At 49.7% G+C, this 12,275-nt stretch carries 14 protein-coding genes and 3 tRNA genes; 14 read left to right on the top strand and 3 right to left on the bottom strand.

What is annotated here, in order from left to right:
- The first annotated feature begins 134 nt into the window (after positions 1-134).
- A complete protein-coding gene (locus AAF564_22205; GenBank protein ID MEM8488278.1) occupies positions 135-977 on the top strand; it encodes a universal stress protein in 843 nt (280 codons plus the stop codon).
- A gap of 11 nt (positions 978-988) precedes the next feature.
- Here the strand turns inward: AAF564_22205 and AAF564_22200 are convergent, their stop codons facing one another.
- The gene (locus AAF564_22200) at positions 989-3,376 is read right to left on the bottom strand and encodes a DNA internalization-related competence protein ComEC/Rec2 (protein ID MEM8488277.1); all 2,388 of its coding nucleotides are present in this window, start codon (positions 3,374-3,376) and stop codon (positions 989-991) included.
- A gap of 339 nt (positions 3,377-3,715) precedes the next feature.
- On the opposite strand from AAF564_22200, the gene nusB reads away from it, so the two are divergent.
- The 3 genes from nusB (at position 3,716) to ychF (ending at position 6,094) form a co-directional block, all read left to right on the top strand.
- Complete coding sequence (gene nusB, locus AAF564_22195) at positions 3,716-4,195, top strand: transcription antitermination factor NusB (protein ID MEM8488276.1); 480 nt, start codon at positions 3,716-3,718, stop codon at positions 4,193-4,195.
- Positions 4,196-4,255: 60 nt separating this feature from the next.
- Positions 4,256-4,918: a metallophosphoesterase family protein gene (locus AAF564_22190; protein ID MEM8488275.1), complete on the top strand. Its 663-nt coding sequence runs from the start codon at positions 4,256-4,258 to the stop codon at positions 4,916-4,918.
- Positions 4,919-4,999: 81 nt separating this feature from the next.
- Positions 5,000-6,094, top strand: coding sequence for a redox-regulated ATPase YchF (gene ychF / locus AAF564_22185; GenBank protein MEM8488274.1), 1,095 nt, complete (start codon positions 5,000-5,002; stop codon positions 6,092-6,094).
- Between the two features lie 5 nt (positions 6,095-6,099).
- Here the strand turns inward: ychF and AAF564_22180 are convergent, their stop codons facing one another.
- Positions 6,100-6,783, bottom strand: a complete 684-nt coding sequence (locus tag AAF564_22180; protein MEM8488273.1) for a hypothetical protein — start codon at positions 6,781-6,783, stop codon at positions 6,100-6,102.
- 215 nt (positions 6,784-6,998) lie between these two features.
- Between AAF564_22180 and AAF564_22175 the strand changes: the two genes are divergently transcribed.
- The 10 genes from AAF564_22175 to AAF564_22130 all read left to right on the top strand — a co-directional run bounded on the left by AAF564_22175 (position 6,999) and on the right by AAF564_22130 (position 11,780).
- The gene (locus AAF564_22175) at positions 6,999-7,826 is read left to right on the top strand and encodes a hypothetical protein (GenBank protein MEM8488272.1); all 828 of its coding nucleotides are present in this window, start codon (positions 6,999-7,001) and stop codon (positions 7,824-7,826) included.
- Between the two features lie 6 nt (positions 7,827-7,832).
- Positions 7,833-9,119: an FtsX-like permease family protein gene (locus AAF564_22170; protein ID MEM8488271.1), complete on the top strand. Its 1,287-nt coding sequence runs from the start codon at positions 7,833-7,835 to the stop codon at positions 9,117-9,119.
- 132 nt (positions 9,120-9,251) lie between these two features.
- Complete coding sequence (rpmB, locus tag AAF564_22165; GenBank protein ID MEM8488270.1) at positions 9,252-9,488, top strand: 50S ribosomal protein L28; 237 nt, start codon at positions 9,252-9,254, stop codon at positions 9,486-9,488.
- A 100-nt stretch (positions 9,489-9,588) separates the two neighbouring features.
- Complete coding sequence (rpmG, locus tag AAF564_22160; GenBank protein ID MEM8488269.1) at positions 9,589-9,759, top strand: 50S ribosomal protein L33; 171 nt, start codon at positions 9,589-9,591, stop codon at positions 9,757-9,759.
- Positions 9,760-9,789: 30 nt separating this feature from the next.
- Positions 9,790-9,969, top strand: a complete 180-nt coding sequence (locus tag AAF564_22155; protein ID MEM8488268.1) for a hypothetical protein — start codon at positions 9,790-9,792, stop codon at positions 9,967-9,969.
- Positions 9,970-9,988: 19 nt separating this feature from the next.
- Positions 9,989-10,062 (top strand) — tRNA-Pro (locus AAF564_22150).
- 19 nt (positions 10,063-10,081) lie between these two features.
- Positions 10,082-10,156 (top strand) — tRNA-Arg (locus tag AAF564_22145).
- A 33-nt stretch (positions 10,157-10,189) separates the two neighbouring features.
- Positions 10,190-10,260, top strand: a tRNA-Cys gene (locus tag AAF564_22140).
- A gap of 166 nt (positions 10,261-10,426) precedes the next feature.
- Positions 10,427-11,332: a hypothetical protein gene (locus AAF564_22135; GenBank protein MEM8488267.1), complete on the top strand. Its 906-nt coding sequence runs from the start codon at positions 10,427-10,429 to the stop codon at positions 11,330-11,332.
- Between the two features lie 82 nt (positions 11,333-11,414).
- Positions 11,415-11,780 (top strand): hypothetical protein, encoded by a 366-nt coding sequence (locus AAF564_22130; protein MEM8488266.1) that lies wholly within the window; start codon positions 11,415-11,417, stop codon positions 11,778-11,780.
- A gap of 3 nt (positions 11,781-11,783) precedes the next feature.
- Here the strand turns inward: AAF564_22130 and AAF564_22125 are convergent.
- Positions 11,784-12,275: hypothetical protein (locus AAF564_22125; GenBank protein ID MEM8488265.1), on the bottom strand; the 492-nt coding region annotated here is incomplete at its 5' end.

Raw genomic sequence — 12,275 nt, 5'->3', positions numbered from 1 at the left:
GCCTATTACTACTACTACTATTTATATAAATTCTATATAATAGATATAATAAAAAAAGGAATGTGGATTACTTGGGTAAGTAAGTCTATCCGGATTCTGACTGACGAGATCCTACCACCGCCATTCATACCCCTATGATCAAGAGAATTCTCGTAGCATTAGATCAGGATGCTGATACTCCGGTAGCTGTGGACTACGCGTTTGACGCTGCACACCGTAACAGGGCTGAGGTTACTGGCCTTGCTGTTGTTGATGTGAACCGTATTGAAAACACATCGTCAGGCGGTGGCATCGGAAGCATGTACTACGCTGAAAAGCTGCGGGAAAAACTAACAGTGAAAACGAGGATCCGTGCACAGGAGCTCGTCAAAGAATTCTCTGATGCTTCTGAAGCAGAGCATATACCGTACCAAGTTGATGTTAAAGAGGGGATACCATCTGATGAAATTGTCGAAGATCTAAAATATCACGACATTTTGCTTATTGGGAATAACCCTCATTTCTTCTATGGTCACCCGGATCAGACCACAACAACGCTTGGGCATGTTGTGCAGAAGTGTGTTGCCCCCGTGATCATTGTGCCCGACACCAGAAAGAAAATCAAAACGGCTGTTTTGGGATATGACGGGAGCGGGCCGGCAGTACGCGCCATGCAGCGCTTTGCACAAATGGCCCCATTTGGCCGCGATATAACCGTCCATATTGTTAGCATTAGCAGCAAAAACGATCATGCTGCTTCAGAAATGTTGACAATCCACGCCGGCGAGTTTCTACAACGGCACGGGTTTAAAACAGAGCGGGTATGTTTGTATGGCAACAAACCGATCGAACACATTCTGAACTACGCTGAACAACAAGCAGCAGAACTTATTATCGCCGGCGCCCACTCCGTGTCACGCATGAAGCGGATGGCCTTTGGTTCAACAACCGCATCCCTTGTCGAAGATGGACGGTTTGTACTGTTCCTTGAGCGCTAGGTCCTGAAAAGCTAATAGGACAGAACCGTCATCTGTGTACCATCACTTGTGATCACCAAAGCACCGTCTGTAGCTGTGTTGTGGATCTGTGCACCTACATCCATCCAGCGCCTGACCACAACCTCATCGGGTAAACCATAGCGGTGTTGTGCGGCAGTACTGATCACCGCGATGCTGGGAGGTTCTTCTTTCTTTTTCAGGGTTTCCAATAATGCCCGGGTACTGCTCGTTTCTGAACCATGGTGTGGGACTTTCACTATATGCCCATGTAGGAATGCAGGAAAGTGCTGTATAACAAACTGCTCGGTTACTGCAGTTGCATCGCCGGTAAAAAGCACACCGGTATTACCATACTGCAATTGAAAGAATAGACTGCGTACGTTAGGATTTACATGGGTGTTTAGCTTAGCGTCAGGCGCAAGGATACTGATGCGGGCGGTATGATCGAGGAGGAGGGTGTCGCCGGCAAGGATGGTCTGATGCATTCCGGGTTGTAACGCTGACAGGTAGCGAATGAAAGACGTATCAGGTGCTGTGAGCACGCGGTTCACAGGAATTGCGCTTAGCAGTGCCGGCAGACCGCCGGCGTGGTCCTGGTGCGGGTGAGATAGCAATACGGCATCGAGTGTGTTGATGCCGGCAACGCGCAGGTACGGTAAAAGTACGCGCTCGACTATCGGTGTCTCCTTGATAAAGCCACCGGTATCCACAAGCATGTGTTTATTGTTGGGAAATGAAATCAGGCTGGCATCCCCATGACCAACATCAAAAAATGTTACCGTGAGGCGTGGCTGATTTTTTCCAGCGATAAGACCAGTCCATAGGAGCAGATTAACCGCAATACCCAGCACTGCAACAGCGCGCCAGCGATAAATGTGAGAAAGCAAACGTGGAAGCAGTAACAGGCATACCACGAGGAATACAAGCAGTGGGACATCAGGTGTACCTGGTGCGATGGAAAAGGCAACTTGTGCACCTTTGTTGACAACCGTTAGCAAACATTGCGTACTCCATGTGACGGTGTAACTCAGGAGTACAGCCAGCGGCGGGTAAATTGCAGCTGCAAGGAGCATGCAAATGCCGGCGCTGAGCGTTGCTGCTGTGAGCGGCAGCGCGGCCAAATTGAGCACAATGCCTGAGATTGGGACGTAGGAAAAGTGATATAGCAAGACGGGCAATGTCGCCAGGCTTGCGCTGACAGATACCAGTATACTTTCTGCTGCATACCTGGACACAAATGACCTGGTGTATCTTGGGGGAAGTAGTCGTTTGAAGTGCGGGGTAAACAGGAGAATACCTAGCACCGCTGCAAACGAGAGCTGAAAGCCGGCGCTGAACAGATGTGATGGCTTGATCAAAAGCAAAATGATGGCTGCAAAACTGAGCAGATTTATCGACGATGTTGGCCGCTGAATCTGCTGTCCTGCCATCATCAACGTAGTCATAAACACGGCCCGTACAACGGGAGGCTTTGCTCCTGTAATCAATAAGTAAACCATCAGCACTGCTGTAACAACACACATGCGAATCATCATCATCGCGCGCCATGAGCATCCCATGCGAAGACAAATTGGCTGCAAGCATTCATAGACAACCATGCCAACCAGCATAACATGGAGCCCGGATACGGCAAGCAAGTGCATAAGACCCGTTTGCTGGAATTCATCCCGTGTTTCAGCTGGGAGCGCTGATGAATCGCCCAGAAGCAATGCAAACAAGACGGCGCGTACAGCCTCGTCCTCGATGTATCGATGCAAGTAGGCGGTCAGGTGTTGTTGCAGTCGTCCGACTAAGGTTGTCCATTTACGCGTTGTGGATATAGGCAGGGGCGCGTACTTGTTGGCATGAAAGACGTGGGTAATATTTTGCTGCACGAGGTATGCGCGGTAATCAAATGCACCGGGATTTCGCGCGCCAGCTGGTTGTTGCACAAAACCTCGGAGTATCAGGTGCTGACCAGCCGAGACCGTCACATTGGGCGCTTCGATCACTACCTGGAGCTTGCTATGGATCGCCGTGGGTTTTGATGGGACATAGAGCCGGCGCGCGATGATGGTAAATCTCCCCGTACGCTGTATGGTCTGCACATGGCCCAGGATAAAAACTTCCTGGTCAGACGCTTGCGAGAGCAGCGCAGCAGACTGCACATTTTTATGCGTTGTATGCACAGCCCGCAAGACACCAATACCGCCTACCAGTAGCCAGAGTAGTACCGTTTGTTGCAGCAGGGCCAGTGAAAACGGCTTACTGCGGCGCCAGCCATTTATCACCAGCAGGAGAAAGAGCAAAAGCACTGCGGTGATGCAATAAGGCAGGGCCGCCGGGTTAACACGGAAGCCTGCCCAGATCCCTGCGATCAAACACAGAGCCGGCCAGAGTAAAGGTGTGGCTGCAGGCATGACTGGTTGGGGCAATACAAAAGCGCGTGCGTAAAGAAAAAGAGCGACACCCCTTTGCACTTTCGGTATATGGCTGGAGGAGCCAAAACTTTTGGTAGCAACGGGTTGACTTACTTGACACGCAGGGGGGCAAGGGCATACCTTCAAGGGATCAGAAAAACGCAGAAGCTATTCGAACAAGCAATGAATCTGATTTTTTTCTGAGAACCTATTTCTGCTTGACGAATAGTAAAGCGGAATTTATGTTACGTCCTCCACCTCCCGGTCAGGTCTATCTCTTGCACTTGCAAGTGCTTAGGCTACCTCGCAAACTTTTCTTTGATGATGATGTCACGCGGTATGAGCAGTCGTAGAATTGTGAGAGAGCGTGTTATGCAGGCGCTTTATGCGCATAAGCTGGCAGGCGGAGAACCACAACATTTTATCAATACTATTCTAAAACCCGACCTGGCAGACAACGACGCTAACTTTGAGTTTGCGAAGAGCCTGTTCTTGAAATCTCTGGATTTTAACGACGTAGCTGACGAAATCATTGGTAATCATACCCAGAATTGGGAGATAACGCGGATTGCCCTGATAGATCGTCTTTTACTGGTTATGGCGATTTGCGAATTTCTCTCTTTTGAAGATATCCCCCCAAAAGTATCCATCAATGAAGCCATCGAAGTGGCTAAAAAGTACAGCACCTCAAGGAGTGGCAAATTTATTAATGGTATACTGGATGCAGTTCTGATTGACTTGCAGAAAGAAGGACGTCTGAAAAAATCGGGGCGCGGCCTCGTAGGCATTGAAACCATTCAAAGCAGGATAGAATCCTGATGCTCAGCATAAGCTATCGTTGGACTTGCATTTTCCCAGGAGCATAGGAAAGCTTTTTAGATGAGCATTATTGCAATAGGAGACATTCATGGTTGTGCCAAGTCGCTCGACGAGTTGCTCGAGCGTTTGAGCCCGTCTGCGGACGACCACCTGGTTTTTGTCGGGGATTATATTGACCGTGGCCCGGATTCGAAAGGCGTAATTGACCGGCTTTTGGAATTACGGAAGACGCACAATTGTACATTTCTACGGGGCAACCACGAAGTATTCTTTCTGAATTATCTGGATGGCTTGCGTCAGGACGAGGAAGTTTGGCGACTAAACGGCGGGGTGCAGACGCTCAAGAGTTACAGGGATGAGAACGATCAGATCGTGATTCCTCCTGAACATGTCGCCTTTATTCGGAATACAGAGTTGTACCTCGACTCACCATCCTACTTTTTTGTGCATGCCGGCTTACAGCCAGAGTTAACCATTGCACAGAACCTTGCCGAACCATCTGAAAAAACGTTTTTGTGGGATCGTGGCCATTATTCTGCCCGATTCCTGGCCTGGGAAAAACCTGTCATCTGTGGCCATACCCCCCACCCCGAGCCCATCAACCAACCCCAGCTCATCAGCATTGATACCGGCTGCGTGTATTACATGTATCCCGGCATGGGGCGCCTTTGCGCCGTGATTTTGCCAGAGCGCGAATTTGTGACGGTCAGTTACATTGGTTGAGCCTTTGGGCATCGCTGGAACTTTATCTATCAAATGAGATAGGCTGCTAGGTTTTTCTTTCCACCTAATCTGTATACCACTATGGCTTTGCGTTGCGGGATTGTAGGATTGCCCAATGTCGGCAAATCTACGCTCTTTAATGCATTGAGTGAAGCGGGTGCTGAGTCTGCCAACTACCCGTTCTGCACAATTGAACCTAACGTTGGAATTGTCTCTGTACCTGATGTGCGCCTCGATCGGTTGGCGTCCATTTCTACTTCGGTTAAAGTGCTACCCACAACCATTGAGTTTGTGGACATCGCCGGCCTCGTTGCCGGTGCTTCCAAAGGCGAGGGGCTGGGCAATCAGTTCCTGTCTCATATTCGTGAAGTAGACGCCATCGTGCATGTGGTGCGTTGTTTTGACGATGAAAACATTGTGCACGTCGAAGGCTCTGTTGATCCTGCCCGCGACATCGAGGTGATTGATACCGAGTTGTTGCTCAAAGACATGGAGTCGCTCGAAAAGCGCATCGACAAAACACGCAAGCAAACCAAAACAGGCGACAAGAAAGCCAAGGAAGAATTGGCCTTTTATGAACGTGTGGAAGCGCACCTTAACGCAGGAAAAGCATCCCGTTCGTTTGAAGTCAAAAAGGAAGAAGAAGCCTGGATGCGCTCCCTGTTCTTGCTTACCCGGAAGCCGCTGCTTTATGCAGCCAATGTGAGCGAAGAGGACCTTGCTTCAGGCAATGCATATGTTGATGCCCTGCGTAGCATCGCTGAAGCAGACAACGCACAGGTTGTACTCGTATCAGCAGAGTTGGAAGCGCAGATAGTTGAATTGGATGCAGAAGAGCGGGCTGAATTCCTGAAAGATGTGGGTGTAGCGGAAGCCGGTCTGGATCGGTTGGTGCGCGCAGCATATGCCCTGCTGGGGTTGATCACGTTTTTTACAACGGGCCCCAAAGAATCGCGTGCATGGACCATCAACAAAGGGACCAAAGCCCCCCAGGCTGCCGGCGTGATCCATAGCGATTTTGAGCGTGGGTTTATCCGGGCTGAAACCATCAAGTATGATGATTTTGATCGGCTGGCTTCAGAAGCTGCAGCACGTGATGCCGGACTGATGCGTTCTGAAGGAAAAGAGTATGTTGTGGAAGATGGAGATGTGATGCTGTTCAGATTCAACGTTTAGGTTGATCAGAACAGCCTGCCAAATGTGATGCTGATTGCGGGCGTCCCGAAAAAGTTGGCCGGCGAAAACTGGTCGTCCAACTCAAGTAGCTGGATGGTGTCGAAAAAGTAGTTGAAGCTGTAGGCAATGCGTACCCCCTGGGTGAGCCGGCGGTTTTCGCCAAAATTAGCGCCAATACCGATTGTCCCGCCCAACCCAAAGCGGAAGTCGCCTTTAAAGATGGACCCAACCCCGTCGTATCGTTTCTCGTCGGTATCGTAGGTGCCGTTGCCGTTGTCGTCGTCGAAATAAGGATATACCCAGCCGAGCGTCGGGCCGCCAGTGAGTTGAAGGTAGGGGCGGAAGTTGTCTTCAATGTGATCGTTCCAGAGCCGGCGTTGCACCCCGATATGAATAGGCATGCGGGCAAAGTAGTTGGCTTTGTCTGGGATAAAACTCTGACCAAACCCAAAAAACTTTACTTCGCGCTCACTCTTTTCTGATCCAATACTGAGTTCTGCAAAAAAAGAATTGCGATCATCTATCGCCAGCGCGTAGTAGCCGCCGAGGCCAAAGCCACTGTTGGTGACTACAACTTCAAACCCAATCCCCGAGCCATAAGGGCTTCGCAGGGAATCTGCCCGTGTTTGACCAACAACCGGGGAAACCCACAAAAATGAGAGCAGACTGGCCGCTAAAATTAGGGGCAAGCTTCTGCAAATCTTCCGCGCATTTAATAAACAAACCAACTGCAGCTTCATAAAATTGAAAAGATTAGACAGGGTATGCGTACTGCTTTCAGGCGGAATGGGTTACATATTTGAGAACTGGACGCGCCCTTGTTTGTTCTGCTACCGTTACATTCGCAACTTGAACAGTTAGTATATTGGCGACTTCCGCTGGATTTTATCAAACCCGCAGGTTCATGCAAACACATACACGAGTTCTCCCCGCTTTCCTTTTTCTGATGGCTGCCGTTGTCGCGATCGGATGTACCCAAACCCCTTCTGACTCTTCTGCAGACGCTGAGCCCATGATGCCAGCAGCGCAGACCTATGCCGATTCTGTCGCCCACAAGGCGTATGACGCAATGGGCGGAGTCGCCGCTTTTGCCGCGCTTCCTGTGCTGCGGTATAACTTCGGATTTGATCGTGGTGGCGAACGTACGGTGAGAAACAAGCACCTTTGGAATAAACATACGGGCGATTATCGGCTGGAATATACCGATGGTCAGGACTCCTCGTTTGTTGTTCTCTTCAATGTTAACACCCGCGAGGGTACCGTTTACCTCAATGGGGAAACGCTGGCAGAGGAGGAGCAAGGCGCCCGGTTGGAAACTGCATACAGCAGCTTTATCAACGACTCTTACTGGCTTATTGCCCCGATGAAAATGATGGATCCTGGTGTTAACCGTTCCCTTGCTGCTGATTCTTCAAATGCAGCGACAGATGTACTCCATCTTTCTTTTGAAGGCGTAGGGCTTACGCCGGGTGACCAGTACTGGATGTATGTAGACAAAGCAACCGGCCGGCTAGATCGCTGGGCGTTTGTGCTGCAGGGGAATCCGGATGCGCCAGCGCGTGCCTTTGACTGGACGGATTATAAAACATTTGATACCCCGGCCGGCACGCTGTCTTTCTCAGAGCGTAAACAATCGGTAGGCGCTCCGTTTGCCCTGTTAACCGATGGCGTTGCCATATACAACGAGGCACCCGAAGGCATGATGGCTAACACAACCGCAATGCTCGACTAACGCCCGTTGGATTATCGCTTCTACATAGCCAAACGGTACCTGGCAAGCCGCAAGCAGGTCACGCTCATTTCGATTATCACAGGTATTTCGATTGTGGGCGTGGCGCTGGGCGTTGCAGCGTTGATTGTTGTACTGTCCGTAATGAATGGATTCTCCGATGTTGTCCGTGGGCTCATGGTTGGTCTTGATCCCCACATTCGTATTGTGAGCGCTGAAGAACGCAGCTTCTCAAATGCAGATTCATTGATGGACCAGGTGCTCGCCCATCCGGAAATCGACAACATCGCCTCCTATGTTCAGGGCAAGGCGCTGTTGTTGCATGATGGCATGTCTGATATGAATCGGGTAGTAATTGTTCGGGGTGTAGATGAAAAACGAATTGCCAGCGTAAGCAATGTGGTGGATAAAACCACCCTGGGTTCATTTAGTGTAACCCGGGAAGATGGGTTGCCGGGCATGGTGATTGGCATGAGCCTTGGCCAGGACCTGGACCTCTTCCCTGTTCTCGATGAAGGAGATATTCCCAGGGGATCCGGACAAAAAGAAGGCCGGGTTCAGTTGTTATCAGCACCCGGCATTGAGCGTATGATGCGCAATATCTTTGCTACACCGCTTAGTGTCTATGAGGTACGTGGTGTATTTGAGATGGAGCCGACCTACGATGAAACCCACGTATTTGTGAGCCAGGCAGAGGCCCAGCGGCTTTTCAAAATGCCAGGGAAAGTATCGGGGGTTGAATTACGGCTTGCAGACCTGGAAGACGCAGCGAGGATAAAAGCCGAACTTGCCGGCTACATCGATACTGAGCGATTCGAGGTACGTACGTGGTACGACCTGCAGAAATCGTTTTATGATGTAATGGAGCTTGAAAAGTGGGGTGCTTCGCTAATCCTCGCCCTCATAGTTGTGGTTGCCGCGTTCAACATCATCGGTTCGCTAACCATGGTTGTAATCGAAAAGCGGCATGACATCGGTGTATTGAAAGCCATGGGGGTGTCGCGACGGGATATCAGGCGGGTTTTTTTATACGAAGGGTTGTTGATCGGGGTAATAGGGACCGGCGTTGGATTGGTTATTGGACTGGGGTTGAGTTTGGCGCAGCAGCATTTCTCGCTTTTCCGGCTTGCAAGCGCCGAATCATTTATTCTGGATGCCTATCCCGTTTCAATCGAATTGTTTGATGTGAGCCTGATCGTGTTTGTTGCCATGTCGCTTTGTATGCTTGCCGCCATTTACCCGGCCATGCGCGCAGCGTCAATAGAGCCGGCTGCGGCCGTCCAGATGGCCGATTGATCCCTGACCGAATTATTAAATCTTGGATAACTTCCAAAATCTGTTCTAAATATTAATTGGGGCAGAAACATTCTAGCTTATTCCTGTTTAAACCCACTCTGTCTAAAAAATCCATTAGAGTGACTGCTAGCGATGGCACGGAAAGACCAGATTACAGGCAAAGGACCTATGTCCGGCAACCATGTGTCGCATGCACACAACAAGGTGAAGCGTCGGTTTAATGTAAACCTACAGAAGAAGCGTTTCTACATTCCTGAAGAAGATCGCTGGATCACATTGCGGGTTTCTGCAAAGACGATCAAGACGATCAACAAAAAAGGAATTACAGCAGTGCTTCGAGACGCCCGAGCTAAAGGTGTGCGTGTTTAGTTTATAAAAAACTCAGACGCAAAATTATTCGGTACGACAAGATAGATAAGAACGCTGGCTAAAAGCAGGTGCGTTCTGTCCGATAACAAGAGATACCACAATGGCTAAGTCAAAAGACGTCAGGATTCAGGTCATTCTGGAGTGTACAGAAGCTCCCGGGACATCGCGCTATTCTACCAAGAAGAACCGCAGGAATACCCCTGGGCGTATGGAGCTTAAGAAATACAATCCTGTATTGCGCAAGCATACCTTGCATAAAGAGATTAAATAAACCGTCACTTAATTCGAGAGGTGATTCGTCATGGCAAAAAAAGTAAGTAAGAACCAGCGTACTGACCGTGGTAGAAATACACAGCGGAAAAGAGTTGCCAAGATGATTGTTGCCGAGAAGAAGCCAAACGGTCAGTATCGGTTTGTACAGAAAATTGTTGAACTTGACGACGTTCAGAACGAACTGAACGCAGCCAAGTCAGCACTCTAGAATAGTTTCGACTATTCATCGGGGCGTGGCGCAGCCCGGTAGCGCGTCTGGTTTGGGACCAGAAGGTCGTGGGTTCGAATCCCGCCGCCCCGACATCCTTTATTCAATCTACGCGCCCGTAGCTCAGCTGGATTAGAGCAGCGGACTTCTAATCCGCAGGTCGTAGGTTCGAGTCCTACCGGGCGTACTTGGTCGTTACAAGCGCATCTCCCGCAATAAAGGTGACGTGGCCGAGTGGCTAGGCAAAGGTCTGCAAAACCTTGTACGACGGTTCGAATCCGTCCGTCACCTCTCCCTTTTGAAATCAGGTCTTCGACTCATCTGTTTTTACAGGTGAGTCTTTTTTTGCAGGTTCTATTTTTCAGCCTGTTGCGTCTATCTCTACAATAGCACCAGTGCGTTGCCTGTGTTTTGCGTTGTTTTTGGTGCCATACGTCTGAATAAAAGAGGTAGACCCATGCACGTTTATGCTCCCCATGCCTTGCACGCCACAACCATGTATGCCGTGTTGGGGCAGGTATTTGATGAAGACGGTATCCCGCGATCAACTGCCTTTACGGTTGATTTTACAGCGTGCCGGCACATTGACGGTACAGGCCTGGCTATGCTTTATGTGCTCATCACACATTTGCAGCAACAGCATGCTCTTGTCCGATTTGAAATCGGTACACAGCTCCCAAACACGCTCCAGGTTCAACTCGAGTGGTTGATGGATGAGCAGACAACGTCTGATGTTTTTAAATCAACAGCAGTAAATGGCAGATATTGGCAATTTCATCGCGTGCCAGTAGCCGGATATCAAGACTGGTTTGTCCGTGTCTTTAACAACTGGATGGCGCGAAAACTCTATACCAGCAGCCTGCTGGTTGAGCCACAAACACAGTGTTTGGGCGGGTTGCTGTCCAACGTTAGCCAGCACGCCGGCGTTGATCATATGACCGTGCTGTTTTCCTGGGACGAAGAGGTTAACAACATCTCTTTCGTTGTAGCAGATGCCGGCCCAGGCATCCCGTCGCGTGTTCGACGTATCTGGCGCACCCCGTGTAGTGATGAGGTTGCGTTGGTAAAAGCAGTCGAAAATGGCGGTCAGCCCGGCCAATGTGGACCACGTGGTGAAGGTGGATTGGAAAAACTATTGCACGCTTTTGTTGATCAGCAAATTGGTAAGGTGGAGATCTCCTCTGCATTTGGGCGTTTGCGCTGCATGATGGGGACTGGTGGCAAGGTGTATAAATTCGAGCCGGCACATGCGTATTTACCAGGTACGCTGATTGCTGTACACTTTTCAACGCGTGAAATGCAGCGCTCGTCTATGTTCAATGAACCGGCTGCACGTACTTCATTCGTTTTTAAACAAGTTTAACAGGTTCATATTTGTTAATTTCCTAGACTGACAGTGATTCTTCTGAAACGCTGTAACAGGCCCCTTACGCAAATCAGAAACTATGAACGTCTGGCTATTTGTAGGTATTACCGTAGGTGCACTCGTTTTCATGAGTGTTGCCTACTATGTAATAGAGCTGCTGGGACGCGGTATGGAGCGGCGTAACCGCACTGCTGCGAAGGCATCGCTGGATCGCTATTGGGAAGAAAATAAGGAAGAGTTGCTGCGGTCGCTCGAATGCCCTAACTGTGACATGCATTTTGACGCACCTGATACCGCCTATTTTGAATGCCCTAATTGCGGATATCTGTTGACGCAGGAGTGGATAAAAAATTATTTCCACCGGAAGTTAAAAGAAGAGTGGGAAAACAGCTTCTCCGGTAAATTTTATCGCATCGCTCCCGAGTCCAGGTCTGAAAGGGAATAGTGCCTAGAATGAAAACGCGATGTCGAAAGCCGGCTGAAATGCCAGATCAAACACATTGACGTTGTAGAACCGTAATCCACTGCCAGGGCGGTCAGATCTGAACACCTGAATAGGATCTCTGTACCACACATTTTCCTGATCGTAAAGATTGTAGATAGAAAACCGCGTTTCCAGGTTTGGACCATTTTTCAGTTTGAACGAAGATTGCAGGCTGAAATCCAGTCGATGGTAGTCAGGCAGCCGGTTGAGTTCTGGCTCCTGGTTGGTCACTTCTTGTTCAGACTCGGTGTAGGCAAGTACGTTTGGGTTACCCGTTGCGTAATACCACGTAAGGTTAGCAGAAATGGATGATGTTATATTGATCTGGAGGTTGGACGTGAACTGGTGGGTCCTATCCCACTCAGCAGGATAGCGCAAACCTTCGTTAACCAGGTCGTTTTGGTACTCAACCTCGGACAGTGTGTAACTGTTCGTCCACGTCGCCGGCCCAATTTG

The sequence above is a fragment of the Bacteroidota bacterium genome (assembly GCA_039111535.1).
GTDB lineage: Bacteria > Bacteroidota > Rhodothermia > Rhodothermales > JAHQVL01 > JBCCIM01.
The sequence above is the reverse complement of the archived record's forward strand: the minus strand, read 5'-3'. Positions and strand labels throughout refer to the sequence as shown.